This is a genomic window from Mycobacterium cookii, from assembly GCF_010727945.1.
GTDB lineage: Bacteria > Actinomycetota > Actinomycetes > Mycobacteriales > Mycobacteriaceae > Mycobacterium > Mycobacterium cookii.
In genome coordinates this window covers 725,610-752,549 of the sequence record NZ_AP022569.1, presented here as the reverse complement: position 1 = coordinate 752,549, position 26,940 = coordinate 725,610, and the positions used below count along the sequence as shown (strand labels likewise).

21 protein-coding genes and 3 rRNA genes are annotated in these 26,940 nt (G+C 64.7%); 6 read left to right on the top strand and 18 right to left on the bottom strand.

What is annotated here, in order from left to right; all coding sequences use genetic code 11:
* Positions 1–94 precede the first annotated feature (94 nt).
* Positions 95–850, top strand: a complete 756-nt coding sequence (locus tag G6N27_RS03580) for an O-methyltransferase (RefSeq protein ID WP_163775102.1) — start codon at positions 95–97, stop codon at positions 848–850.
* On the opposite strand, the gene xerD is transcribed toward G6N27_RS03580, so the two are convergent.
* The 16 genes from xerD to G6N27_RS03500 form a co-directional block, all read right to left on the bottom strand.
* Complete coding sequence (gene xerD, locus G6N27_RS03575) at positions 847–1,794, bottom strand: site-specific tyrosine recombinase XerD (RefSeq protein ID WP_232064977.1); 948 nt, start codon at positions 1,792–1,794, stop codon at positions 847–849. The two genes, G6N27_RS03580 and xerD, sit on opposite strands and share 4 nt — an antisense overlap.
* A gap of 110 nt (positions 1,795–1,904) precedes the next feature.
* Positions 1,905–2,528, bottom strand: a complete 624-nt coding sequence (locus tag G6N27_RS03570; protein WP_163775101.1) for an NUDIX domain-containing protein — start codon at positions 2,526–2,528, stop codon at positions 1,905–1,907.
* Positions 2,521–4,272, bottom strand: a complete 1,752-nt coding sequence (locus G6N27_RS03565; RefSeq protein WP_163775100.1) for a CTP synthase — start codon at positions 4,270–4,272, stop codon at positions 2,521–2,523. Before G6N27_RS03565 ends, G6N27_RS03570 begins: the two co-directional genes overlap by 8 nt.
* 154 nt (positions 4,273–4,426) lie before the next feature.
* Positions 4,427–5,368, bottom strand: coding sequence for a copper transporter (locus tag G6N27_RS03560; protein WP_163775099.1), 942 nt, complete (start codon positions 5,366–5,368; stop codon positions 4,427–4,429).
* 12 nt (positions 5,369–5,380) lie between these two features.
* Complete coding sequence (steA, locus tag G6N27_RS03555) at positions 5,381–6,574, bottom strand: putative cytokinetic ring protein SteA (RefSeq protein WP_163775098.1); 1,194 nt, start codon at positions 6,572–6,574, stop codon at positions 5,381–5,383.
* A 102-nt stretch (positions 6,575–6,676) separates the two neighbouring features.
* Positions 6,677–8,449 carry a DNA repair protein RecN gene (gene recN, locus G6N27_RS03550; protein ID WP_163775097.1) on the bottom strand — a complete coding sequence of 591 codons (1,773 nt, stop codon included), beginning with the start codon at positions 8,447–8,449 and terminating at the stop codon, positions 6,677–6,679.
* 2 nt (positions 8,450–8,451) lie between these two features.
* Positions 8,452–9,375, bottom strand: a complete 924-nt coding sequence (locus tag G6N27_RS03545; RefSeq protein WP_163775096.1) for an NAD kinase — start codon at positions 9,373–9,375, stop codon at positions 8,452–8,454.
* Positions 9,372–10,181: a TlyA family RNA methyltransferase gene (locus G6N27_RS03540; protein ID WP_163775095.1), complete on the bottom strand. Its 810-nt coding sequence runs from the start codon at positions 10,179–10,181 to the stop codon at positions 9,372–9,374. The genes G6N27_RS03545 and G6N27_RS03540 overlap by 4 nt, the downstream gene beginning before the upstream one ends.
* 7 nt (positions 10,182–10,188) lie before the next feature.
* Entirely contained in the window at positions 10,189–10,365 is a 177-nt protein-coding gene (locus tag G6N27_RS03535) for a hypothetical protein (RefSeq protein WP_163781292.1), read from the bottom strand.
* Positions 10,366–10,438: 73 nt separating this feature from the next.
* Positions 10,439–11,443 carry an HAD-IIA family hydrolase gene (locus G6N27_RS03530; protein ID WP_163775094.1) on the bottom strand — a complete coding sequence of 335 codons (1,005 nt, stop codon included), beginning with the start codon at positions 11,441–11,443 and terminating at the stop codon, positions 10,439–10,441.
* Position 11,444: 1 nt separating this feature from the next.
* On the bottom strand, positions 11,445–12,233 hold the full coding sequence (locus G6N27_RS03525) for a tetratricopeptide repeat protein (RefSeq protein WP_163775093.1): 789 nt from the start codon (positions 12,231–12,233) through the stop codon (positions 11,445–11,447).
* Positions 12,234–12,488: 255 nt separating this feature from the next.
* A 5S ribosomal RNA gene (rrf, locus tag G6N27_RS03520) occupies positions 12,489–12,601 on the bottom strand.
* Between the two features lie 77 nt (positions 12,602–12,678).
* Positions 12,679–15,793 (bottom strand): 23S ribosomal RNA (locus G6N27_RS03515).
* Between the two features lie 306 nt (positions 15,794–16,099).
* Positions 16,100–17,633 (bottom strand): 16S ribosomal RNA (locus G6N27_RS03510).
* Together the 16S, 23S and 5S rRNA genes form the textbook arrangement of a ribosomal RNA operon.
* A 380-nt stretch (positions 17,634–18,013) precedes the next feature.
* Positions 18,014–19,288: a tyrosine--tRNA ligase gene (tyrS, locus tag G6N27_RS03505; protein WP_163775092.1), complete on the bottom strand. Its 1,275-nt coding sequence runs from the start codon at positions 19,286–19,288 to the stop codon at positions 18,014–18,016.
* 53 nt (positions 19,289–19,341) lie between these two features.
* Entirely contained in the window at positions 19,342–19,953 is a 612-nt protein-coding gene (locus G6N27_RS03500) for a DNA-3-methyladenine glycosylase (RefSeq protein ID WP_163775091.1), read from the bottom strand.
* A gap of 82 nt (positions 19,954–20,035) precedes the next feature.
* On the opposite strand from G6N27_RS03500, the gene G6N27_RS03495 reads away from it, so the two are divergent.
* From G6N27_RS03495 to G6N27_RS03475, 5 genes are read left to right on the top strand one after another with little or no spacing between them, the layout of a single operon-like run.
* Entirely contained in the window at positions 20,036–20,428 is a 393-nt protein-coding gene (locus G6N27_RS03495) for a GntR family transcriptional regulator (RefSeq protein WP_163775090.1), read from the top strand.
* Positions 20,425–21,510: a DUF1648 domain-containing protein gene (locus G6N27_RS03490; RefSeq protein ID WP_163775089.1), complete on the top strand. Its 1,086-nt coding sequence runs from the start codon at positions 20,425–20,427 to the stop codon at positions 21,508–21,510. Before G6N27_RS03495 ends, G6N27_RS03490 begins: the two co-directional genes overlap by 4 nt.
* Before the next feature lie 48 nt (positions 21,511–21,558).
* The gene (locus tag G6N27_RS03485) at positions 21,559–22,323 is read left to right on the top strand and encodes an ABC transporter ATP-binding protein (RefSeq protein WP_163775088.1); all 765 of its coding nucleotides are present in this window, start codon (positions 21,559–21,561) and stop codon (positions 22,321–22,323) included.
* A 2-nt stretch (positions 22,324–22,325) separates the two neighbouring features.
* On the top strand, positions 22,326–23,075 hold the full coding sequence (locus G6N27_RS03480; RefSeq protein WP_232065222.1) for an ABC transporter permease: 750 nt from the start codon (positions 22,326–22,328) through the stop codon (positions 23,073–23,075).
* A 1-nt stretch (position 23,076) separates the two neighbouring features.
* Positions 23,077–23,700 (top strand): TetR/AcrR family transcriptional regulator, encoded by a 624-nt coding sequence (locus G6N27_RS03475; protein WP_163775087.1) that lies wholly within the window; start codon positions 23,077–23,079, stop codon positions 23,698–23,700.
* Here the strand turns inward: G6N27_RS03475 and G6N27_RS03470 are convergent.
* Together G6N27_RS03470 and G6N27_RS03465 are read right to left on the bottom strand one after the other, a co-directional pair.
* Positions 23,666–23,890, bottom strand: coding sequence for a Trm112 family protein (locus G6N27_RS03470; protein ID WP_163781287.1), 225 nt, complete (start codon positions 23,888–23,890; stop codon positions 23,666–23,668). The two genes, G6N27_RS03475 and G6N27_RS03470, sit on opposite strands and share 35 nt — an antisense overlap.
* Positions 23,891–23,904: 14 nt before the next feature.
* Complete coding sequence (locus G6N27_RS03465) at positions 23,905–26,874, bottom strand: acyl-CoA synthetase (protein ID WP_163775086.1); 2,970 nt, start codon at positions 26,872–26,874, stop codon at positions 23,905–23,907.
* Positions 26,875–26,940 lie beyond the last annotated feature (66 nt).

The window sequence follows — 26,940 nt, the reverse complement described above, 5'->3', positions numbered from 1 at the left end:
GGTTACGGACGCTCCTGCCGGGAGACCCGCAACAACGTCACCAGCGAATTTGGCGAGGCACCGCCACGCGTCGCGGCGAGCTAGGGTGACCACCATGAGTCTGAAGCAGCGCATTCCTCTGTTGCGGTGGTCAGTGTGGCGGATGGCTGTCGGCGCCCGGAGTTTCTTCACGACGGGACAGTTCGGCGACGGGCGCGAAGCCGCCGCGGTCGCCTACGTGCTGGAGCACGCCCGGCCGGGCGACATCGACGACGTGCTGGCCACCATTGACCGGTTCGCGTACGAGAAGTCGCTGCTGATCAACATCGGCGACGAGAAGGGTCCGCTGCTCGACGCCGCGGTCCGGCGGGCCGACCCGAAGCTGGCGTTGGAGCTGGGCACCTACTGCGGCTACAGCGCGCTGCGCATTGCCCGGTCCGCGCCGGGCGCCAAGGTGTATTCCGTCGAGCTGTCAGAAGCCAACGCCGCCAACGCCCGGCAGATCTGGGCGCACGCCGGCGTCGCCGACCAGATCACCTGCGTGGTGGGCACGATCGGCGACGGCGGCCACACCCTGGACGCATTGGCGTCTGAACACGGCTTCGCCCCTGGAGCACTCGACTTTCTGTTCCTCGATCACGAGAAGTCGGTTTATCTGACGGATCTGCTGAGCATCCTCGACCGTGGCTGGCTGCGCACCGGCGCGATTGTGGTGGCCGACAACGTCAAAGTCCCCGGTGCCCCGAAATATCGCGAATACATGCGTCGGCAGCAGGGCACGCTATGGCAGACCGTCGAGCACAAGGCGCATCTGGAATATCAGCGGATGCTGCCCGACCTGGTGCTCGAATCGGAGTACTTGGGCAGTTAATGCGCGCGGGGGTGGGCTTCGGCCCAGACCTCACGCAGCGCGTGAACCGTGACCATCGTGTAGATCTGCGTCGTGGTCACCGAGGCGTGCCCGAGTAACTCCTGCACCACCCGGACGTCGGCGCCGCCTTCCAACAGGTGGGTCGCGAACGAGTGCCGCAGCGTATGCGGTGACACACCCGACGTGATGCCGGCTCGCTCAGCGGAGTCCTGCAGCACCTGCCACGCGCTCTGCCGTGACAACCGGCCGCCTCGCGCATTGAGGAAGATGGCCGGGGTACCGCGGCCGCGGCGGGCCAACTCCGACCGTCCCCGCACCATGTAGGCGTCCAGCGCCTGCACCGCGGGGCGCCCGATCGGAACCAGCCGCTGCTTGCCGCCCTTCCCATGCAGCAGCACCGACCGCGCGTGGGTGTCGATGTCGTCGACGTCGAGGCCCACCGCCTCGGAAATCCTTGCGCCGGTTGAGTACAGCAGCTCGAGCAACGCGCGGTTGCGCAGCGTCAACGGGCCATCGGACGGGCTGTCGCCGCCGGCACCGGCCAGCAGTGCGAGCACCTGATCCACGCTGAGGCTCTTGGGCAGCCGCCGCCCCGGTGTGGGTGGCTTGACCGCCTGCGCGACGTCGAATTCGGCCAACCCTTCAGCGGCGGCGAAGCGGTGCAGCCCGCGCACCGCGATCAGGGTCCGCGCCGCCGACACCGCCGACAAGGGTGAGACGCCGGAGTCCGGGTCACCGCGCCGCAGCGCCATCAGGAATTCGCTGACGTCGTCCTCGCTGACCTTGGCCAAATCGTCGACGCCGCGCAACGTGAGGTGATCGGAGTAGCGGCGAAGGTCACGGCGATACGAGCTCAAGGTGTTGGCCGCCACCCCGCGTTCGATCGTCAGGTGGTCGAGGTATCCCTGCAACTGGCCTTCCAGGGGCGGCGCCAGCGTCGTCACCGGGCTCGGACTCAACTGCCCGCCTCCTCCTCGGGCCGTTCCGGCCCGCATCGTCACCGGGCTCGGACTCAACTGCCCGCCTCCTCCTCGGGCCGTTCCGGCCCGCATCGTCACCGGGCTACCTGCCGCGCGCTGAATGCCGTCGGCCTGTCGGCCCACGGCGAATCCACCGGCCGCGGTTCCGCGATCCCCTCGCAGACGGCATAGGCGGCTAAAATCCCGCCCACCGCAAGGGCATTGACGATCTCACCGCTGAACACCCGCTGCACGACCTCGGCGATCGGAAACCACCGCAGCGTCATGTCGGCTTCTTCGTCGTGCGCCTCGGGTCGTCCGACATCGGTCAGCCCGGTGGCCAGATAAACCCGCACCGATTCGTCGCTGAAACCAGGCGTGGAATCCAGGTCGCACAGCACCTGCCAGGTCGTGGCCTCCAGCCCGGCCTCCTCGCGCAGCTCCCTGGCCGCGGTCAGGTGCGGGGCCTCGCCGTGCATGTCGAGAAGTCCGGCGGGCAATTCCCATAGCCGCCGGCCGAGCGGGTGGCGGTACTGGTACACCAGCGGGATGCGTCCGTCGTCGTCTATCGAGACGACGGCCACCGCGCCGAAGTGTTCGACGACCTCCCGTGCGACGATCTTGCCGCCGGGCATCCGGACCTGGTCTCGGCGCAGCGCGAAAATCTTTCCGCTGAACAAGGTTTCGGACGAAGTCGTCTCGAAGTCGTGGTCAGCCACGGGCAGGCTCGGACAACGACGCCGCCGGGGCGACGTCGTGTTGGTCGCTGCCGTTCTCCCGTCGTTCCGGGATCTCCACCGGCAACCGCTCGGCTGCCTTGTAGTCGATGGCCGCGCCGATGAAGCCGACGAAAAGCGGGTGCGGCCGGGTCGGCCGGCTCTTCAACTCGGGGTGTGCCTGGGTGCCGACGACGAACGAATGCATCTGCGGCGGGTACTCGACGAATTCGACCAGATGACCATCGGGGGATGTCCCGGAGAACTTCAGGCCGCTCTCGGCGATGCGTTCCCGGTAGGCGTTGTTGACCTCGTAGCGATGCCGATGCCGCTCCGACACCTCGGTCGACTGATATGCCTGCGCGACAATAGAACCCGGCTCCAAGACTGCCGGATACGCCCCGAGCCGCATGGTGCCGCCGAGGTCGGCTTCGCCGGCGACGATCTCCTGCTGGTCGGCCATGGTGGAGATGACCGGATCGGGCGTGGACGGGTCGAATTCCGCGGAGTTGGCCTCCGTCAGGCCGACCGAGCGCGCGGCTTCGATCACGATGCACTGCAAGCCAAGACACAGACCCAAGACGGGCAGCCCTCGAGACCGCGCGTGCGAGATGGCGCCGATCTTGCCCTCGATTCCCCGGATGCCGAACCCGCCGGGGATCAGCACACCGTGGACGTCGTCGAGCACCGCCGCCGCGCCGCTCGGCGTTTCGCAGTCGTCGGAGCCGACCCAGCGGATCTCCACCTTCGCGCGGTGCTTGAACCCGGCAGCCCGCAGCGCCTCACTCACCGACAGGTATGCGTCGGACAGGTCAATGTACTTGCCTACCAGAGCAATTCGGACTGTTTCCTGGGGATCGTGCACCCGTCGCAGCAGGTCGTCCCACTCGGTCCAGTCGACGTCGCGGAACGGCAGGTTGAGCCGGCGCACCACGTAGGCGTCCAACTCCTCGCGGTGCAGCACCTTGGGAATGTCGTAGATCGACGGCGCATCAGGTGTGGAGATGACGCCGTCGATGTCGACGTCGCACATCAGCGCGATCTTGTTCTTCAGCGGCTCGGGAACGTCGCGATCGCAGCGCAGGATCAAGGCGTCGGCACTGATACCGATGCTGCGCAGCGCGGCGATCGAGTGCTGGGTGGGTTTGGTTTTCAATTCGCCCGACGGCGCCAGGTACGGGATGAGCGACACGTGCAGGAAGAAGACATTCTCTCGGCCGAGATCGTGACGCACCTGTCTGGCCGCCTCGAGAAACGGCTGCGACTCGATATCGCCTACGGTGCCGCCGATTTCGGTGATGACGACGTCGGGCCGGTTGCCCTCGGCGTCCGGCTCGGCCATCGCCAGGATGCGGCGCTTGATCTCGTCGGTGATGTGCGGGATCACCTGGACGGTGTCACCGAGGTATTCGCCGCGGCGCTCTTTGGCGATGACGGTCGAATACACCTGTCCGGTCGTGACATTCGCCGAGCCAGACAGATCGCGGTCTAGGAAGCGCTCGTAGTGCCCGACGTCGAGGTCGGTCTCGGCGCCGTCTTCGGTGACGAAAACCTCGCCATGCTGAAACGGGTTCATGGTGCCGGGGTCGACGTTGAGGTAGGGATCGAGCTTCTGCATCGTCACCTGCAGCCCGCGCGCGGTCAGCAGCTGTCCAAGGCTGCTCGCGGTCAGGCCCTTGCCGAGCGACGAGACGACGCCGCCGCTGACGAAGAGGTGCTTGGTGGCGGTCTGCGGATGCTTACGCAATGTGGCGACCTCCGTGAAGACGGCGCAGGGCTAGACCTCTGTTTGAGGGCTGATCTCCAGCTTTGGGCCTGCCGACCCACGGAAACCCACCCTAACAAACACTCCGCCGACTCGTCGCTAACACGCCCGTCAGAGCGCGCGCACCTTGCGGGGCCTATTGAGCGACGGTGAGGCCGGTGTTGCGTTGACCGGTGCCGTACTGGCTGGTGTGACCGCCGTTGATCAGGTCGGCAAGGCCCAGGATCGCGGTGATCCGACCGGACTCGACGTCGACATCGTCGACGGTGCTGATCGCCGGGGTCACCGTGGCGTCTCCGCGGGCCACCGCAACGGCCGCCGGTCCGCCGGACGAACCGTCCCGCCCGGCCAGCAGCACACCGGAGCCGTGTGGCGACAATGCAGCGGCAAACCGGGCCACGCTGACGCCCTGGTTGCCGGCGTCGTTACCGAGCGAGCCGCCGGTGACGATCGCCGCGGCGTTGGCCGCGCCGACGTGCTGATTCCCGTAGCCGATGAAACCGGTGTCACGCAATGACGCCAGTACGGTGTCGCGCTGCGCGTCGTCGACCGGCGGTACGGCGGGATCACGATTGATCAGCAGGGCGATGCCGAGCAGGTCGCCGGCCTGCGAGCCGCCGTCGACCAGCTTGGTGCTCAACTGTGCGCCGGCGGGCAGGACCGACGAGCTGACCACCGAATGCAGCTTCTCGGCGGAGTTGGCGTCGACGAACTCCTGGGTCAACGCCACCGTGCCGGTGACCGCGCCGCCGGCCTGGCCGATGAGCTTGGACACCGCATCGACGTCATCGTCCTTGGCGTCGGGGGCTCGGAAGATCACCACCGACTTGCCGTTGAGTGCGTCATGCACCATCCGGCCCGCCATCTGGGTGTCGAAAGTATTTGCAGCGCTGAGCTTTCCGGTCAGGATATTCTTCTCGTCGATCAGCGTGTTGATCTGGCCGTGCAGGTTTTTCGTTTCCTCACGCAACCCGGACAGCATCGTGTTGGAGAGTAGACCGGAGCCGAGGACCACCCCGACCGCCAGCGCCAAGAACACAGCGGCTAGCGAAATCGCATGCTGACGAAGGGATATCACGTTTGTGCCGCCTTAATGGATCCAGTGCTGCGCCCAGGCAAGGAAGTGGTTCCAGTACACGACGGCCCAGTGCAGCACCACGGTGTCGGTGCGCGACACCCACAGTGCGGCGATGACCGCGATCAGCATCGTCAAGATCAGCAACGCGATGGCGCCACCGGAGATGCGGTTGTGGTACAGCGTGGCAACCGCTTTGGCGTCGACGACTTTCTCACCCACGCGCAGCCGGGTGAGGAATGTCGACGGGTTGCTCTGCTGGCGGGTCCGGTCGAAGAACGTCTCGATGTTGGCCTTGTGGCCCGCGGTCACCAGCAGAGCGGCGCCATGGTGATCGGCCAACAGCAGCGCCAGGTCGGCAGGCGAACCAGCGGCGGGAAACGTCATCGCGCCGATACCGAGGTCCTGGATGCGTTCCAGGCCGGGGGCATGGCCGTCGGCGTCGGCCGGCAGCACCACCTGCGCTCCGCTTTTGAGCACCTCGGCGCTCAGCTCGCTGGGATCACCGACGATGAGTTGCGGGCGATATCCGACCTCGCGCAACACATCTGCGCCGGCACCCGCCCCGATGAGCACCGGCTGGTACTCCTTGATGAAGGGCTTGAGCCGTTTGAGGTCCTCGGCGGCGTCGTCGTCGTCGGCGACCACGACGACGTGCCGACGACGCAGTTCGACGTCGACGTCGGGGATCCCGATCCCGTCGATCAGCAGCGGGCTCTCGCTCCGGATGAATTCAATGGTGTTGCCCGCGAACGCCTCCAGGTGCGAGACCAATCCGGTCTTGGCTTCCTGCATCAGATCGGCGATCTCTTCGTCGGTGCGCTCGGTGCCGCGGATCAGCCGCCGGTCTCCGACGTACACGCCGCCATTGTGCAGCCGGATCTTCGAGCCGTCCTTGATCTTCTTGAAGACGTCGGGGCCCGCGTCGTCGATCAGGGTGACGCCGTTGTTCACCAAGACCTCGGGGCCCAGGTTGGGATAGCGACCGGACACTGACGTGGAAGCGTTGACCACCGCGGAGATCTGCGCATCGACCAGCGCGTCGGCCGTGATCCGGTCGAGGTCCAGCACATCGAGGACGGCGATGTCGCCGGGGCAGACCCGGCGCAGCAGTCGGTCGATGTCGCGGTCGACTCGGGCCGTGCCAACGAGACCCGGTCGGTCGGTGTTGCGAGACAGCAGACCTGACAGTGTGGTGGTGACGCTCATGGGGGCGATTCTGTCGGGCAACCCGAGATCGTGCGGGGAGGCGCGCCGTAACAACAGCCTCAGAAGTTATATCTTGTCACATCTGCAACAGCATCTATACGCTTACGAGGTCGCAATCCGGTCACAGTCGGCGGCCTCGAGAAGTTCACGGGCATGTGCGCGCGCGGTATCCGAATCACCCAGCCCGGCCAGCATTCTGGCCAGTTCGGCAACCCGGTCATCGCCGTCGAGACGCCGCACCCCGCTGGCGCCCTTGGGTCCGTTGCTGTCGACCATCAGGTGCACGTCGGCGTAGGCGGCGACCTGCGGCAGGTGCGTCACGACAATGACCTGACGATTGCGGGCCAGCCGCGCCAGCCGCCGGCCGATCTGTACTGCCGCGCGGCCGCCGACCCCCGCGTCGACTTCGTCGAACACCATCGTGGTGCCGGCCATCGACGCGGTGAGCACGACCTCGAGCGCGAGCATTACCCGCGACAGTTCACCGCCCGAGGCGCTCTTGGACAACGGCAGCACCGTCGTGCCCCGGTGCGCGGCGAAACCGAACTCGACCTGGTCGACGCCGTCACCGCCGGCGTGCGCCCGGGTACCCGAGGCGAGCGTCAGCGCCGCGGGATCGTCGGCGGCCGCCGGCATGGTCGACACGGTGATGGTGAACTCGGCGTCGGCCATCGCCAACCCGGACAACTCACCAGTGACGTCCTTGGCCAGTCGCTTGGCGGCCTGGCCGCGTGCCTTGCTGAGTTCGGTTGCCGCACTGGCTAATTGCATGGCGAGATCGTCGACCCGCTGCTGCAGACCGGCCAGCGCCTCCTCGGAAACATCCAAGTGCGCCAGCCGATCTCGCGCTTCGCCAGACCACTGCAGCACGCCGTCGATGTCTGCTGCGTACTTGCGGGTGAGCGTGCGCAGCTCGGCTTGGCGGGCGAGCTTGGCGTCCAATGTGCTGGCGTCAGCCGGCAGCTCGCCCAGATATCCGCCGAGCTCGCGCGCGACGTCGCCGACCACCGCCAACGCCTCACCGAGCTGACCGGCCAAGCCCCGCAGCGTGGCGTCATCCGTCGACTCCAGTGCGGATTTTGCTCGCGCGACACCGTCCGCCGCCGACGCGGCCAGGCCGGCCGGATCTGCGGTGTCCTCTGCCGCACCGGACAACGCAGCGCGCGCCCCGGACGCCGCCTCGCGCAGCGCGTCCAACTCCGAGAGCCGGCGAATGTCGGCAACCAGCGCATCGTCTTCGCCGGGCGCCGGATCGACGGCGTCGATCTCGTGCAGCGCGAACTTCAGCCGATCGGCCTCCTGCGCCAACTCGCGAGCCCGATCGCTTCGGTCGGCGAGGTCGCGTCGCGCCGACTGCCACGCGTCGCGCAGCTTGCGGTAGCGCTCCAGCTTGGCACCAACGGCCGCGAACCGGTCCAGGGCGCCGCGTTGCTCATCGGGGCGCATCAGCCGCAGCTGATCGTTCTGCCCGTGCAGAGTGAGTAGCTCGGTGGTGAACTCGCTGAGCGATTTGGCGGGCACGCTGCGTCCACCGAGGTAGGCCCGGGACGGACCGTCGCGGCTGACCGAGCGCAGCGCGATGATGCTGCCGTCCTCGTCGCGCTCGGCGCCGGAGGCATCCAGCATCTCGTCGATCTGCGTCGCCGCTTTATCGTCGAGATCACCAGTGCTGAAGCGACCTTCGACGATTGCCCGCTCAGCTCCCGAGCGAACCCGGTTGGCGTCGGCGCGGGCCCCGCCGAGCAGATGCAGCCCGGTCACCACCATGGTCTTGCCCGTTCCGGTCTCCCCCGTCAAAACCGTGAGACCGCTGCCGAATTCGGCCGTTGCGGCGCTGATGGCGCCCAACGACTCGATCCGAATCTCACTGAGCACCGTTACCGTCCGCGCCAACCGGTGACCGGCAGCCGGAATTTACGCACCAGGCGGTCGGTGAACGGCGCGCTGTCCAGCCGTGCCCATTTGACCGACACGTCGCAGCGGCGCACTTCCAGCCGTGCACCTGCCGGCACCAACATCTCCCGGCGGCCGTCGCAGAACACCAGGGCGTCGTGTCCGTCGGCCTCGATTTCGATCGCGATCCGCGCGTCGGGACTGGTGACCATCGGTCGGGCGAACAAAGCGTGAGCGTTGTTGGGTACCACCAACAACGCCTCGAGATCCGGCCACAGGATGGGCCCGCCCGCGGAGAACGCGTAGGCCGTGGAGCCGGTGGGCGTGGACACCAGCACGCCGTCACAGCCGAACGTCGACACCGGCCGGCCGTCGACCTCGAGGACCACCCCGAGCACCCCGAGCCGCGGACCCTTTTCCAAGCTGACTTCGTTCAGCGCCCAGCCGCGGGACAGCACCTCGCCCCTGAACCACACCGCGATGTCGAGGGTGAGTCGTTCTTCGATGTTGTAGGTGCGCGCGACCACATGGTCGAGCACGCTGTCGATCGCCTCCGTCTCGGCTTCGGCCAGGAAGCCGATCCGGCCGAGATTGATGCCCAGCACCGGGATCTCGGCGTTGCGGGCCAGTTCCGCGGCGCGCAGGAATGTGCCGTCGCCGCCGAGGCCGATGACCAGCTCGCAGCCCTGACCGGCGTCCGGGTCGGCGTCGACGACCTCGATGTCGACACCCAGCGCGCGCATATCGTCGGGGGCCAGATGCAGCGGACCGCGGTCCACCGCTTCGGCTGACAACACGCGAAGGCCAATACCGTTGTCGTGCAACACTTTTTCGACCCGTCGTGCGGTCTCGGTGGCTTCTTCTCGTCCGGTGTGCACGACGAGAAGGACGGTGCGCTCACGAGTCATTGCGGACCTTCCTCGACGGCTCGGTGTACAGCGCTGTGCAGGTCATCAGCCAACAGGCTCCGATCGGTTTCGGCACGCAGCCACAGGAAGTATTCAACGTTGCCCGACGGCCCCGGAAGCGGACTCGGGGTGACCCCGACGGTGTGCCAGCCAAGCTCGTCGGCGCGGCGTGCGACGGCGAGCACGGCACCCGCCCGCAATTCGGCACTGTGCACCACGCCGCCGGCTCCCACCTGCCCCTTACCCACCTCGAACTGCGGCTTCACCATGGGAACGATATCTGCGTCGGGCGACGCGCATCCAGTCAGCGCGGGCAATACCGTGGTCAGCGAGATGAACGACAGGTCAGCGACGACGAACTGGACCGGACCGCCGATCGCGTCTGGGGTGAGCTCGCGCGCATTGGTCCGCTCGACGACCACCACGCGGGGATCGGACCGCAATGACCAGGCCAGCTGGCCGTAGCCGACATCGACGGCGACCACCTCGCCGGCGCCGCGATCCAGCAAGACTTCGGTGAATCCACCCGTCGAGGCGCCCGCGTCCAGGCAGCGTCGCCCGTCGACGCTGATCACGAACGCGTCAAGAGCGCCGATGAGCTTGTGTGCGCCCCGCGACACCCAACTGCGCCCGATGTCGCCGGTGACGGTCAGTGCGGCGGATGCCGCGACGGCTGTGCTCGGCTTCACCGCCGGCATTCCGTCGATGCTGACCTTGCCGGCGCCGATCAACTCCGCGGCCTGCTGGCGAGAGCGAGCGAGGCCGCGCCGGACCAGTTCGGCGTCGACACGGCTGTGCCGCGGCACGAGGAATTCAGCCCTTCTCCGCTGACTCCAGCGCCTGCACCAGCATGTCGTGCGCCTCGGACAGCCGACGGGCGATCTCCTCGAGATCGGCTTCGGAGGGCATGTTTTCCGGGTTGGCAGGGTCGGGCAGCTCGGCGAGTACGGCGTCGATTTGTGCGCGAATCTGATCTGGGTCGTTGGTAATGGCGCCACTCCTCCTCATCGCATTGCTCTGCATCGTCGCCGACGCGATGCATCGCGTTCCAACGCTATCGGATTTACGTCAGGGACCACCGTTGCAGGGCGTCCCGGGCGGTGTCGTCGCCGGCCTCGACGGCGACGGAACGGCCGTTGAACTGTCCGGACCAGAGGGCGTCGGCCACGGCACGAACGATCGATAACCCGTCGCCGTTTCGGTGCTCGCCCTTGGCGGATACGGTCAGCGACCCGCCTGAGGCCTCGATGCGCCAGCCCGGCTGGGCGGCCACCGCCAGCGCATCGGCGTCCTCGTGCAGCGAGCGCAGATCGTGACCGATGTAAGTCGGGCGTTGTTCGGGCACGGCATAGACCGCGTCGCGCGCGGAATTCACGCCGGTCAGCACGAACAGGCTGGGCAGCTCGGCCGCATTGGCACCGGCGATATCGGTGTCCAGTCGATCGCCGACGACCAATGGTGTGCGAAAGTCGCCGCGGGCCAATGCATCTCGCATGAGCGTCGGGGCCGGCTTCCCCGCGACCCGAGGCTCGGCGTCCGTCGCTGCCCGAAGCGCGGCGACCATCGAGCCGTTGCCTGGTAGCAGCCCGCGTTCGGTGGGCAGGGTGCGGTCGACGTTGGCCGCCACCCACAGTGCGCCGGCCCGGATGGCCAGCGCCGCCTCGGCGAGATCGCTCCACCCGGTTTGCGGGGAGTGACCCTGGACTACCGCGTGCGGTTCGTCGTCGAACAGGCGGACGGGCCGTAGGCCGACGGCCTCGATCTCGGCGGCCAGCGAGTCGGTGCCGACGATCAGGACCCGCGATTCGGGCGGAAGTTGGTCGGCCAGAACGTGCGCGGCGCTCTGCGCACTGGTGACCACGTCGTCGGCGGTCGCGTCGAGCCCGATGTCGTTGAGGTGGCCGGCAACCTCGTCGGCACTGCGCGACGCGTTATTGGTGACGAACAGTTTTCGGCCGGATGCTTCTTCCAGCGCCGCTGCTGCCCCGTCGGTCAGCTCGTGACCTCGGAAGACCGTTCCGTCCAGATCGAGCAATAGGCAATCATGTTCCCGCGCAAGCGATCCCACGTCAGCCGAGCTCGCTCACTCGGTCTTCGGCATCGGTGACACCGTCGACGTCAGCCGCGGCGGCATGCAGGAACCATTGCAGTGCCTCGTCCCCGCGGTCGAGCGCCAGCAATGTCTCCGCGTACGCGTAGCACAACCGGGCGGCGATCACCCCGGTCCGCGTCGGGTCCAGCTGCGGGGTGGACAAGACGGTCAGGGCCTGTTCGAGTTGCCCGAGGTCGGTACGGGCCCCCGCGGTGACGATGCGCAACTCGTCGGCTTCATCGCCGGTGAGTTTGGCCGCTTCGGAACCGCGCGCCAACTCGAGTGCCCGCTCCGGCCGGCCGAGGCCGCGTTCGCAGTCGGCGATCAGCGGAAGCAGCGGCGACTTGCTGCCCATCCTGCGGGCCGCGCGGAGTTCTGCCAGGGCCTGCGCCCAGTCGCCGCACCGGTATGCCGCGATGCCGACAGCTTCGCGGACGGCGGCGATACGACCAGAGCGGGCCCGTGCGGCGCGTGCGTGCTCGAGTGCCGTCTCGGGGTCCTCGTCGATCAGTTCCCCGGCCGCGACCAGGTGGCGGGCCACGGCGTCGGCGGTGTGGCGATCCAGTGTGCTGAGCTCACGCCGAACATCGGGCGCCAGTTGCTTCGCCTCGATCTCAGGCGGTATCTGCGGCGAATTGCGGTCGTCGTTGGTGGATTCGTGCCTGGGCTGGGCCCTGCGAGCGCGTCCCGGACCTGAGGTGGGTGCTTGGGGACGCGGTGTTCGCTTTGGTCGTTGCGTTCCCTCGCTGTGCTTGTCGTGGACCACTCGTGCCCTTCACCTCGAATTGCGATTGGCGTCGTACCAAAGGATACGGTGGCCGCCTGCTGCAGCGCCCCGTCGGCCAAGATGCGCGAGCGCCGCGCCGGCATCGGCCGAATTCCAGGGCTGCGACGTTGAGCATTTAATCGCGCACGGCTGATTAATTCTTTTCTCGGTCTTCAAATATATTCAAAAGCAAGTTGAATTGTTTCACAAATGCCTCGGCCCCCCGATATGGGGGGCCGAGGGTTTTGTGGTTGTGTTCGGCGGTGTCCTACTTTTCCACCCGGGTGGGTAGTATCATCGGCGCTGGCAGGCTTAGCTTCCGGGTTCGGGATGGGTCCGGGCGTTTCCCTGTCGCTATGACCGCCGTAACTTTATATAAAATTGTGGGGTTGTTATTGGTGGTGGGGTGCGGCAGATTTGTGGTTATTTGGTGTAGTGGTTGCGTGTGTGTAAGTTTTCGGCCGGTTAGTGCCAGTTCCCTGCAACCATTGCTGGTCTTCTAGGTCTGGTCTATTGATCCCGTGGTCTGCGGGGGGCCTTATCCCACTTGAATGGGTGAGAAGCCTGGTCTTGGAGAAGGTTTCCCGCTTAGATGCTTTCAGCGGTTATCCTGTCCGAACGTGGCTATCCAGCGGTGCCCCTGGTGGGACAACTGGTGGACCAGAGGTTCGTCCGTCCCGGTCCTCTCGTACTAGGGACAGGTTTCCTCAAGCTTCTGACGCGCGCGGCGGATAGAGACCGAACTGTCTCACGACGTTCTAAACCCAGCTCGCGTGCCGCTTTAATGGGCGAACAGCCCAACCCTTGGGACCTGCTCCAGCCCCAGGATGCGACGAGCCGACATCGAGGTGCCAAACCATCCCGTCGATATGGACTCTTGGGGAAGATCAGCCTGTTATCCCCGGGGTACCTTTTATCCGTTGAGCGACACCCCTTCCACTCGGGGGTGCCGGATCACTAGTCCCGACTTTCGTCCCTGCTTGACGTGTCAGTCTTGCAGTCAAGCTCCCTTGTGCACTTGCACTCGCCACCTGATTGCCGTCCAGGTTGAGGGAACCTTTGGGCGCCTCCGTTACATTTTGGGAGGCAACCGCCCCAGTTAAACTACCCACCAGGCACTGTTCCTGAACCGGATAGACGGTTCGAGGTTAGAGGTCCAATACGATCAGAGTGGTATTTCAACAACGACTCCGCAATTACTGGCGTAATTGTTTCACAGTCTCCCACCTATCCTACACAAACCGTACCGAACATCAATACCAAGCTATAGTGAAGGTCCCGGGGTCTTTTCGTCCTGCCGCGCGTAACGAGCATCTTTACTCGTAGTGCAATTTCGCCGAGTCTATGGTTGAGACAGTTGAGAAGTCGTTACGCCATTCGTGCAGGTCGGAACTTACCCGACAAGGAATTTCGCTACCTTAGGATGGTTATAGTTACCACCGCCGTTTACTGGGGCTTAAATTCTCCGCTTCACCCCGAGGGGTTAACGGGTCCTCTTAACCTTCCAGCACCGGGCAGGCGTCAGTCCGTATACATCGTCTTGCGACTTCGCACGGACCTGTGTTTTTAGTAAACAGTCGCTTCTCACTGGTTTCTGCGACCCACTACCGCTGCCGGCCGCGAAGGCCATGACGGTGTGTGGGCCCCCCTTCTCCCGAAGTTACGGGGGTATTTTGCCGAGTTCCTTAACCATAGTTCTCTCGTACGCCTTGGTATTCTCTACCTGACCACCTGTGTTGGTTTGGGGTACGGGCCGTGTGTGTGCTCGCTAGAGGCTTTTCTTGGCAGCATAGGATCACCGAATTCACCTCATCCGGCTATGCATCACCTCTCGGACTGATATGACACCCGGATTTACCTAGATGTCGTCCTACCGGTTTGCCCCAGTGTTACCACTGACTGGTACGGCTACCTTCCTGCGTCACCCCATCGCTTGACTACTACCCATCCGGGTCCCGCGCAGCCGGTGAGTTCTCGCACCCCGAAGGGATTGATGAACCACCTTTTGGGCGGTTAGCAGAATGGATTCGTCACGGGCGCGCACACACGGGTACGGGAATATCAACCCGTTGTCCATCGACTACGCCTGTCGGCCTCGCCTTAGGTCCCGACTCACCCTGGGCGGACTGGCCTGGCCCAGGAACCCTTGGTCTTTCGGCGGGCAAGGTTCTCACTTGCCTTATCGCTACTCATGCCTGCATTCTCACTCCCACACCCTCCACCACACCATCACTAGGTGGCTTCGCTGGATGCAGGACGCTCCCCTACCCAACAACACAAGGTTGTTGCCGCGGCTTCGGCGGTGTGCTTGAGCCCCGCTACATTATCGGCGCACAATCACTTGACCAGTGAGCTATTACGCACTCTTTCAAGGGTGGCTGCTTCTAAGCCAACCTCCTGGTTGTCTATGCGACTGCACATCCTTTTCCACTTAGCACACGCTTAGGGGCCTTAGCCGGCGATCTGGGCTGTTTCCCTCTCGACGCACGGAGCTTATCCCCCGCCGTCTCACTGCCACACTTTCACTTACCGGCATTCGGAGTTTGGCTGACGTCAGTAACCTAGTAGGGCCCATCGGCCATCCAGTAGCTCTACCTCCGGCAAGAAACATGTAACGCTGCACCTAAATGCATTTCGGGGAGAACCAGCTATCACGGAGTTTGATTGGCCTTTCACCCCTACCCACAACTCATCCCCTCAGTCTTCAACCTAAGTGGGTTCGGGCCTCCACGCGGTCTTACCCGCGCTTCACCCTGGCCATGGGTAGATCACTCCGCTTCGGGTCCAGAACACACCACTACACCACCCAAAGGTGGATACGCCCTATTCAGACTCGCTTTCGCTGCGGCTACCCCTCCCGGGTTAACCTCGCGACATGTCCCTGACTCGCAGGCTCATTCTTCAAAAGGCACGCCATCACCCCACGACAAGTCGAAGGCTCTGACGGCTTGTAGGCACACGGTTTCAGGTACTCTTTCACTCCCCTCCCGGGGTACTTTTCACCATTCCCTCACGGTACTAATCCGCTATCGGTCATCAGGAAGTATTCAGGCTTACCGGGTGGTCCCGGCAGATTCACAGCAGATTCCACGGGCCCGCTGCTACTCGGGTAACGACACAAAACAGGTGCGCAGTTTTCACCTACCGGGCTCTCACCGTCTACGGCAGACCATCCCAGGCCACTTCGACTAACCACACACTGCTGCTCTCCGGTCGGATAGAACCAGACGCATCATCCCCACAACCCCGCACACACAACCCCTACCCGGTTACACATGCGCACGGTTTAGCCATCCTCCGCGTTCGCTCGCCACTACTAACGGAATCACACTTGTTTTCTTTTCCTACGGGTACTGAGATGTTTCACTTCCCCGCGTTCCCTCCCGCACCCTATGTATTCAGATACGGGTGACACGACATCACTCGTGCCGGGTTTCCCCATTCGGACATCCTCGGATCCACGCTCGGTTGACAGCTCCCCGAGGCATATCGCAGCCTCCCACGTCCTTCATCGGCTCCTGATGCCAAGGCATCCACCATGCGCCCTTTAACACTTACAAACACAAGAAAACAACTCAAACAAAAACGCTACAAATCAGCAATTTTGCTTAGATGCTCGCAACCACTATCCAATTACCAAACACCACACCCCACCACCAAGATGGAGCGACACCACCTGACCCCGAACCAATCCCTTGGCCCGGGACAACACCAGGTGTTGCCTCAGGACCCAATAGTGTGCCGGCGATTCTGCTGCCTCAACAAGACAATTGCTGTTGCGCACCAAGCCGACACCCACTACAGGCGACCGGCTCTCACGGCTCACATCCCCACCAATTGAGGATGTTTTTCGTGGTGCTCCTTAGAAAGGAGGTGATCCAGCCGCACCTTCCGGTACGGCTACCTTGTTACGACTTCGTCCCAATCGCCGATCCCACCTTCGACAGCTCCCCCCACAAGGGTTAGGCCACTGGCTTCGGGTGTTACCGACTTTCATGACGTGACGGGCGGTGTGTACAAGGCCCGGGAACGTATTCACCGCAGCGTTGCTGATCTGCGATTACTAGCGACTCCGACTTCACGGGGTCGAGTTGCAGACCCCGATCCGAACTGAGACCGGCTTTCAAGGATTCGCTAAGCCTCACGGCATCGCAGCCCTTTGTACCGGCCATTGTAGCATGTGTGAAGCCCTGGACATAAGGGGCATGATGACTTGACGTCATCCCCACCTTCCTCCGAGTTGACCCCGGCAGTCTCTCACGAGTCCCCGCCATAACGCGCTGGCAACATGAGACAAGGGTTGCGCTCGTTGCGGGACTTAACCCAACATCTCACGACACGAGCTGACGACAGCCATGCACCACCTGCACACAGGCCACAAGGGAACCGACATCTCTGCCGGCGTCCTGTGCATGTCAAACCCAGGTAAGGTTCTTCGCGTTGCATCGAATTAATCCACATGCTCCGCCGCTTGTGCGGGCCCCCGTCAATTCCTTTGAGTTTTAGCCTTGCGGCCGTACTCCCCAGGCGGGGTACTTAATGCGTTAGCTACGGCACGGATCCCAAGGAAGGAAACCCACACCTAGTACCCACCGTTTACGGCGTGGACTACCAGGGTATCTAATCCTGTTCGCTCCCCACGCTTTCGCTCCTCAGCGTCAGTTACTGCCCAGAGACCCGCCTTCGCCACCGGTGTTCCTCCTGATATCTGCGCATTCCACCGCTACACCAGGAATTCCAGTCTCCCCTGCAGTACTCCAGTCTGCCCGTATCGCCCGCACGCCCCCAGTTAAGCCAGGGAATTTCACGGACAACGCGACAAACCACCTACGAGCTCTTTACGCCCAGTAATTCCGGACAACGCTCGCACCCTACGTATTACCGCGGCTGCTGGCACGTAGTTGGCCGGTGCTTCTTCTCCACCTACCGTCACCAGAAACAAAAGCTCCCGGCTTCGCCGATGGTGAAAGAGGTTTACAACCCGAAGGCCGTCATCCCCCACGCGGCGTCGCTGCATCAGGCTTGCGCCCATTGTGCAATATTCCCCACTGCTGCCTCCCGTAGGAGTCTGGGCCGTATCTCAGTCCCAGTGTGGCCGGACACCCTCTCAGGCCGGCTACCCGTCGTCGCCTTGGTAGGCCATCACCCCACCAACAAGCTGATAGGCCGCGGGCCCATCCCACACCGCAACAAGCTTTCCACCACAGACCATGCAGTCCGTAGTCCTATCCGGTATTAGACCCAGTTTCCCAGGCTTATCCCAAAGTGCAGGGCAGATCACCCACGTGTTACTCACCCGTTCGCCACTCGAGTACCCCCGAAAGGGCCTTTCCGTTCGACTTGCATGTGTTAAGCACGCCGCCAGCGTTCGTCCTGAGCCAGGATCAAACTCTCCAAACAAAAACCCCCACACCACAACAGTGCAGGCAGAATTCAATCAGAACAATCTGACCTAACAAACGACACCAAAAACTGGCATCAAAAACACCACACCCCAACACGGGAAGTCAGAATGCGGCAAAAAAACAACAACAAAAACAAAACCACCAAACACACTATTGAGTTCTCAAACAACACCCACCGGCCGCGCAGCAAGACCCGCGGCTTTGGGCCGCTCACTCGTTCCACGGACGTCGAGAGATCCCACCGAAATGGGGTGTCCCTCTGGGATGCCGCCGCGCTCTCCGGACTGGCCGTGTCGCAGCGACTCGATTAAGTTACGCGACAGAAAACTGAGAGTCAAACACGCTGCTAGACGGTGTGTTTCGGCTGTCTCAAGATCAACCGAGACGCTCCACGCCGGCGACGTTGCGCTTGCCCCTGCGCAGCACAAGCCATCGCCCGTGCAGGAAGTCGGACGGCTGCGGCGCCCACTCCTCGTCCTCGATCTTGTGGTTGTTCACCGACACACCCCCCTCGGCGATCGTGCGTCGCGCGGCTCCCTTGCTCTGCGACAAGCCGGTGGCGACAAGCAGGTCGACGATCCCGTCGGGCGTTCCCGATTGCAGCTCGGCGATCGAGGTTTCCCGCAGCGCGGCTCGCAACGTCGGCTCGTCCAGCTGAGCGAGCTCGCCGCGCCCGAATAGTGCCTGGCTCGCGTGCTCGACCGCGTCCGTCGCGTGCTCGCCGTGTACGAGCGTCGTGAGTTCACGCGCCAACCGGCGCTGAGCCACCCGTTGCTGTGGCCGAGCGGTTGTGGCCTCCTCGAGTTCCGCCAGCTCGTCGGCCGACAGGAAAGTGAACCACCGCAGATACCGGACGACGTCCGCGTCGGCCGTATTGACGAAGTACTGATACCAGGCGTACGGCGTCGTCATATCCGGGTCGAGCCACACGTTGCCGCCCCCGGTGGACTTGCCGAACTTGGTCCCGTCGGCCGCCGTCACCAAGGGGACCGTCAAAGCGTGCACCGAGGCGGCCAGCTTCTGGCGCACCAACCTCACGCCGGCGATGATGTTGCCCCACTGGTCGGAGCCGCCGACCTGCAGCACGCAACGGTGGCGCTTGTGCAACTCGACGTAATCGTTGGCCTGCAAGAGCATGTAGCTGAACTCGGTGTAGGAGATCCCCTCACCGTCCAGCCGCCGCCGAATGGTGTCGCGGTCGAGCATGACGTTGACCGAGAAGTGCTTTCCGACGTCGCGCAGCAACTCGATCGCTGACATGGCACTGGTCCACTCGAGGTTGTTCTCCACGACGGCACCGGTCGGTGAGCTGTCGAAGTCGACGAAGCGCTCGAGCTGGCCACGGATCCGCCCGGTCCACTCCTGCACGATCTCGTCGGTGTTGAGCACGCGTTCGCCCGTGTCGCGCGGGTCGCCGATCAAACCGGTTGCGCCTCCGGCGAGAACGATGGGTCGGTGGCCGGCACGCTGAAAACGCCGCAGCGCCAACAGCGGCACCAGATGCCCGGCATGGAGGCTCGGCGCAGTGGGATCGAACCCGGCATAGAGCGTCATCGGGCCGCGTGTTGCCTCGTCGGCCAGCGCGTCGAGGTCGGTCGACTGCGCGATCAGCCCACGCCAGTTCAGCTCGTCGAGGATTTCAGCGCCCACAGTGATAGATCTTCTCGTACCGTCGCACGACAGCCGCGCCGGGCGCGTCCTACTCAGTCGCTGGAGCCGGGCGCCGGTGCGCGTGGACTGCGCCGGTACGCCGATACTTCGGGCCGTCCGGGCAACCACAACCGCCACGGGCGGTCGGCCGCCTGACTCACACCGACCCGGGGCCCGGCGATCCCCTGGGTTGAGCCGTTGAGCGTCAACGTGATCGGGCTGTCGGGATGGAACAGATCAATCCCGTTGTCGGCCATGCTGATTCCGGTGGCCGAGCACAGATTGCCCGGACCGCGGCCCAGCGCCATAGTGCGGACTGATGGGCCGCGTCGCGACTGGGCGACATCGAGGCCGGTCTCGATGGCTGCCGCTCGGAGCAGCACGGCGGCCGCGACGCCGTCGGTTCCGCAGACCACGTTGGCGCAGACGTGGATCCCGTGGCTGCGGTAGGCGTAGAGCCGACCGGGCGGGCCGAACATGATCGCGCTGCGTCCGGTCGGACCGCGGAAGGAATGCGCGGCGGCGTCAGGCCACGGACCTTCGGGCTCGCCGCCGTACGCCTCGACCTCGACGATCACGGCGGTCACGCCGCGACCGGTCAGGGTCGCACCGAGTAGTCGATGCGCCGCTTCGACCGGGTCGACCGCGAGTTGGTCAGCCACCACCAAACAGATTCTGCCCGCGGCCAGCCTTGTCGCAAAAGAAAGTTTGTTCTATAACTTGTATATCAAAGCAAAGGCGGAGTGCGTGATCCTCAATGTCGACCTGGCCAGCGAGGTGCCGATCTACCAGCAGCTTCGCGACCGGATCGTGGAGGCGATCGCCGACGGCGTGCTGACCGAGGGTAGTTCGTTGCCGGCCACCAGGACGCTGGCCGCGGACTTCGGGATCAACTTTCACACCGTGAACAAGGCCTACGACCTCCTGCGCCAGCAGGGCCTGATCCGGCTCAACCGCAAAACCGGTGCGGTGGTGACGCCGACGGTCGCCGATTCGCCGTACCTCGCGGAATGGACCGCGAGAGCGCGGACATTGCTGGCGGAAGCCGTCGCGAAAGGCATACCGACCGGCGACGTTCTCCGTGCCTGCCGGTCCACGCTCGATTCATTCGGCACTACGCAGCCAAAGGACCAGCCATGACCGTTGCGATCGCCGTGTGCTCCGGGTTGTCAGCACTGTTGCTCGTCATTGCCCTGATGCTGCCCTCGATCAACAGTCCGACGGTGCCGTTCGGAGTCCGGGTGCCGGCCCAGTATGCCGACGACCCGACGGTCGTCAGACAGACCCGCCTCTACCGATGGCGGGTGCTCATCGGTGCGATTGTCGCCGTTGTGGCCGGCGTCGTCTGCTACCGGGCGACCGGGGCCACGTTGCTGCTGCCGTTGTCGCTGCTAGTGGTCGTCAGCGTCTGGTACGGCTGCTTTTCCCTGGCCAACAACGAGATTCGGGCCGCGAAGTCAGCTGGGCACTGGTACGACAGTGTGCACCAAGGCATCGCGGTGGACACTGGCTTACGAACCGATCCCCCGCGTTTTCCGTGGCTGTGGCTGGCGCCGGCGCTCATCGTCATGGTCGTCACGGTGGCGGTCGGCGTCATCGGCTACCCGTCGATGCCCGAGGTCCTGGTGATGCATTACAGCGCGACGGGCACACCGAACCGCGTGGCCGCCAAATCGGTTGGCACCGCGTTCTCGCTGGTGTTCGTCCAGATCGCCGTCACAGCGCTACTTATCGGCATCGCGTTGACGATCTTTCGCAGAAGCCGGGCCGACATCGACCCGGCGCACCCAGTGGACTCCGCGCTGTGGCACCGCCATTACATGTCGGTGAGCGCCAAGGCGCTGCTCGGACTGGTCGCGATGATCGACGTCGGATTGCTGGGATCGTCCCTGCTGATGTGGACCGGGACAACCGCTCGATGGGCGCCGCTGGTGATCGTGCTGCCGATCCTGTCCGCCGTCGTGGTGGCCGTCGTGGTCCTGGCGAGGAACAACCGCGTGCGGTACGAGGACGGCGAGGCCACCGGACTGACCCATCGGGACGACGACAAGTACTGGCGGGGCGGCCTGTTCTACATCAACCACGAAGACGGCGCGCTGCTGGTTCCGCGCCGGTTTGGTCTGGGTTGGACGATCAACTTCGGCAATCCCAGGGCGGCAATGCTTCTCGCCGGCGTGATAGCGCTCGTCGGTCTGTTGATCACCATTCGGTTGGGTGCCTGATCGGCGAGAGCTCTTGACAGCCGTCGGGCAGGGGCGGATATTCATCCCATGATGACTTCATCGGGTGATGAATTACCGCCGCACCGCCACGAGGCGGCAGTCGACATCAGCCACCTGAAAGTGATTCGCGGCAAGCGGCCCGCCCTGCACGACTTCTCCGTCCGGATAGCTCGCGGCAGCGTCACCGGTCTCCTCGGGCCGTCGGGCTGTGGAAAGACCACCCTGATCCGGTGCATCGTCGGCACCCAGCTCGTCGCATCCGGAACCGTCCGGGTGCTCGGCCTTCCCGCGGGCTCCACGCCGCTGCGCCATCGGATCGGATACCTGCCGCAAGACCCGACGATCTACAACGACCTACGGATCGTCGACAACGTGCGGTACTTCGCGTCGCTCTACGGCTTCGACAGCGCCGCCGCGGACTCCGCGATCGACCGGGTGGGTTTAAGTGATCACCGCACCGCCTACTGCGGCAACCTTTCCGGCGGTCAGCGCACCCGGGTGTCACTGGCGTGCGCGTTGGTCTGCCGCCCCGAGTTGCTGGTACTCGACGAACCCACCGTGGGATTGGACCCGGTGCTGCGGGCAGACCTGTGGGAACAATTCCTCGATCTGGCCCGGGCCGGGACCACGCTGCTGGTTTCCAGCCACGTCATGGACGAGGCCGACCACTGCGGCGACTTGTTGTTGATGCGCGACGGCCGTCTCGTCGCGCACACCACCCCGACCCAACTACGAGAGGACACCGGATGTCCGTCACTGGAGGACGCGTTTCTGTCCATCATCACGCGCAACACCAGCCGCCAAGCCGGTTAGGGCTGGGGGGTTACACCGCGACCACGACGCGGATCCTGCGCCAGCTGATCGCCGATCATCGCAGTGTCGCAATGATTTTGGCGGTACCGGTACTGGTGATCTCGCTGATGTACTTCATGTTCCAGAACGTCCCGCACCGTCCGGGCACGCCGGCGCCGTTCAACAACGCGTGCCTGATCCTGCTGGGCCTGTTCCCGCTGTTCGTGATGTTCATCATCACGGCGATCACCATGCAGCGCGAGCGGGCCTCGGGGACGTTGGAGCGGATCCTGACCACACCGCTGCGGCGACTCGACCTGTTGATCGCGTACGGGACCGCATTCTCGATCGCCGCGGCGACGCAAGCCGTCGTGGCCTGTGCGGTGTCGTTCTGGTTGCTGGGATTCGACACCGCCGGCAGCCCCTTGTGGGTGTTCGTCATCGCGATCGTCAACGCAGTGCTCGGCGTCGGCCTCGGACTGTTGTGCAGCGCGTTCGCCCGGACCGAATTCCAAGCCGTCCAATTCATCCCGTTGGTGATGGTGCCGCAACTGCTGTTGGCGGGCATCATCGTCCCTCGCGCGCTGATGCCGTCCTGGCTGAACTGGATCAGCGACCTCCTGCCGGCCAGTTACGCACTGGAGGCGCTGCAACAAGTGGGAGCACACAGCGAGTTGACCGGCGTCGCGGTGCGCGACATCACGGTCGTCGTGGGCTTTGCGCTGGCAGCACTGTGCCTGGCCGCCGCGACCCTGAAACGCAAGACGCCCTGACGTGGCGACCACCGACGCGGGCCGGAGAAAACCCGGCCGCCCCGCAGGCAACTCAAATACGCGCGAGCGAATTCTCGACAGTGCCCGAGAACTGTTCGCCCGCAATGGGATCGGTAACACGTCGATTCGCTCGGTCGCCTCGGTTGCCGGCGTCGATTCGGCGTTGGTGCATCACTACTTCGGCACCAAAGAGAAACTCTTCGCCGCCGCCGTGCACATCCCGATCGACCCGATGGACGTGATCGGACCGTTGCGTGAGGTTCCGGTCGACGAGATCGGCCGCACGCTGCCGTCAATGTTGTTGGCGCTGTGGGACTCTGAGATGGGTGCCGGTTTCATCGCGGCGCTGCGGTCGATCCTGGCCGGTTCGGAGGTCAACCTGTTTCGCAGTTTCATCCAGGACGTGATCACGGTCGAGGTGGGCCCGCGCGTCGACAACCCGCCAGGAAGCGGCGTCGTCCGAATCCAGTTCGTCGCCTCACAACTGGTGGGAGTCGTGATGGCGCGCTACATCCTGGAGTTCGAGCCGTTCGCGTCGCTGCCCGCACAGCAGATCGTGGACACCATCGCCCCGACCCTGCAGCGCTACCTCACTGGGGAGTTGCCGGACCTGCCTGCGCCATGAGCCGTGCATGCTCGTCGTCGCCGACCTCGACGGCCTCGTCGACCAGCAGCACCGGGATGCTGTCCTCGATCCGGTAGGCGCGTCGCAGCCGCGGGTTGTACAACAGCGGTCCGTCTGGCCCGTCCAGCAGCAGCAACGGGCCCCGGTCAGCAGGGCAGACCAGTATACGCAGCAGCGTCTGGTCAATCATGTTCGTGCCCAACGTCATTGCGCACCAGACAGCTCCGCCCGAGCCAGCCCGGTCAACCGCCGGAACTGATTCGCCTCAGCGTCGAAGAACCAGGCGTGTCGTCCCGCCTTGGGAATCCCCGCAGCGCGCAACGCGCTGACCGTCGGACGGTAGGTCGCGCTGAGCTTCATCTCGGGCACCACGTGCACGATGTCGGGTCCCAGCCCGAACGGCATGGCGGCGACGGCTTCGCTGAGATCGGCGGCCGTGATCGTCGCGCCCGGCCGCGTCGTCACCGCAGTCACCGCGACCTGATGACCGTCCATCGACACCCCGTAGGTCACCGCGAGGTCGACCGCCGGGATCAACCCGAGCGCATCGGTGATCGGATCGCAGAACACCACGCCACGTTCGGTGTGCACCGTCGACCCGCGCCTGCCCACCAGCCAGAAGTCGCCGTCGTTGTCGCGGCGGAACAGGTACTCGGTGGAGATCCAGGTGTCGGCGGGGGCGAATACGCCACGTTTGACCGAGGCGGTCGGGTCGATCGGTCCGCGCGGCTCGGCGAGCAGCACCCCGACCTCCCCGGCTTCCGGAACGCGGACCAAGCCGGTGTCGTTCTCCAGAATCAGATCGTGCTCGGCGTCGTAGGCGCCCAATTCGACGCGCCCGGCACCGGGCAACGGACGGCCTTTGCTGCCGATCTTGGCGCCGGATACGTTGGCCAGCACCGCATGTCCGTCGGTGGTCGCGAAGAATTCGACGACATTCGCGGGCGCGAACACGTCGACGACCCGCTTCCACAGACCGGTCGGCATACCCGAGCCGATGAACAGCCGCACCGGGTGAGTGCCATGCAGCGCAAAAGCCGGGTCGTCGATGACATCGCGCAGCATGGCCCACGTGTAGGAGACGACAGTGACGCCGTACTGGTGCAACTCGGCGACAAAACGCTCGGGCTTCAGTCCGCGGGACAACGCAATTCGGGTGCCGCCGACCACCGCGCCGCCGAGGCTGACCAGCAGACCGGACTCGTGGTGCAGCGGTGTGAGGCAGTACACGGTGTCGGTGCGTCCGAGAGCAGCCGCCGACGCGGTTCCGAACGCCGACAACGCCCACCGGTAGTTGGTGATCTGCTTGGCGACGAGTTGCCCGCTGGCCGTGCTGAATCCGATGAATGCCAGATCGCGGGCATAGCCCGGGTTGGGGCGATACCAGGCGGGCAGGGCCACGACGTCGGGGTCGATCTGTTCCATGTCGGTGACGGCGGCGTCGGCGGCGAGGTGCAAATCGCGGGATTCACCGCCGCCCAAGACCAGGATCTGGCATGGCAATTGCCGCGCCGTCCCGAGATTGGTTGGGTCGGTGATGATTTCGCTCACTCCCCCAAGCCGCACCTGTCCGGTCAGATCGGCGTCCGGTTGCAGCAGGACCGCGACGGCACCCAGCCGAGACAGCGCGGCGATGGCGACCAGTGCACTGGGTCGGGTTTCCATCAGCACGCCGACATGCTCGCCTTGGCGCACCCCGACCGCGATCAGGCCGCGCACCACGTTGTCGATACGCCGGTTCACCGCCTCGTAGGTGTGCACGCGTCCGTCGAAGAGCAGGAATTCGCCGTTGGGGGCATCGTGCGCCTGCTCGCCGATGATCCGGCCGAGCGAGATTCGGGTGTGGTCGTTGATCTGACCCAACCGGGCCAGGCGAGGCAGTGTCCGCACGGTTTCGACGGCCAACGTTCGCATCGACCTGTTCGCGGCGAACACGGCGTCGGCGGCCCCGCGGGCCAGTGTCAGTGCCACCTCGGACGCCTCGCCGATGCCGTGCATCATCCGCGAACTGAGCGCGACACCGCGATCGTCGCCCTCGGTGGGTTGATCCGCCATCGGGAAAATATCGGTGGGCTTCTCCCCGTTGCCGGAAATCCACAGTGCCCAATCGGCGACCGTCGGCCAGGACTCCTGCGCTGCCCGGGACCCGACGACCAGGCCGAAATGACCTGTCCTGATGAGATATTCGTAGACGTCCGCGTTGGGTGCCGCGCGGCGGATACCCCGCACCGCGGCCGGCTGACCGATATCGTCGACCTCACCGACGAAAGCCAGTACGGGACAGGTGATGTCGGTCAGCGTCACCAGCTGACCGTTGATCGCGAAACCGCCGGTCATCATCCGGTTGTGCGCGATGAACTGCTTGAGCAGTTCGGAGATCGCCGGTCCCGACCAGGCGATCCAGCCTTCCGACTCCAGGAATCTGCGCTGCGCTTCCCGTGGCAGCAGTGCCTCGCGGTCGTGCAGTTGGCGCACGAAATCAACCCGTGCCTTGGCGGTCTTGAGTGGATCGAGCATCTGAAAGCCGGTGCGCGCCAGCCAACCTGGAATGTCTAGTCGGTTGAAGACGTGGTCGGCCATGAAGTTGGCGATGCCGGGGGCCAGGTTCGGCGGGAGTCCCATCGGAAGAGCGGCCAAGGTGTCGACCGGCGAGCCGAACGTCACGATGCTCGCGATGCCTTTCGAGCGGCGGTAGGCCGCCGCCTGATAGCAGAACATCCCGCCCTGGGAGTAGCCGGTGAGGTGCACGTCTTGACCGGTGATCTCGGTGACGGCGTCGAGCGCTTCGCTCAACGCAACGATGTGGTCGGCCAAAGTGCGGCGCATTCCGCCTTCGACCTCGTCCGGTGAGCCGAAGTCGATAACCCACGGGTCCAGCCCGGCGGAGTGCAAGATGCCCACCGCGCCTTCCTCCGGGGTGACGTCCCACATGCTCGCCGACATCATCATCGGGTGCACCAGCAGCACCGGCGGACCTGCCTGCGGATGCCCCGGGCGGCTGTCCGGCGGGAAATACCGCCGCAGCTTGTACATCGACACGCTTTCCACGACCTGTGACGGCGACGGAGAGTTACCCGTTTCCAGCCCGCCAAGTCGCAGCACTTCCAGCCCGTTCTGGGCGGTCGCGATCAGACGCTCAACCGGCCGGGTGACCGCTGAGAACTTCAGATCCATGCCGCCCCTCCTTCGAACAATGACCATCCGTGTGCTGCACGCGGGCACATCATGGCACATCACAGG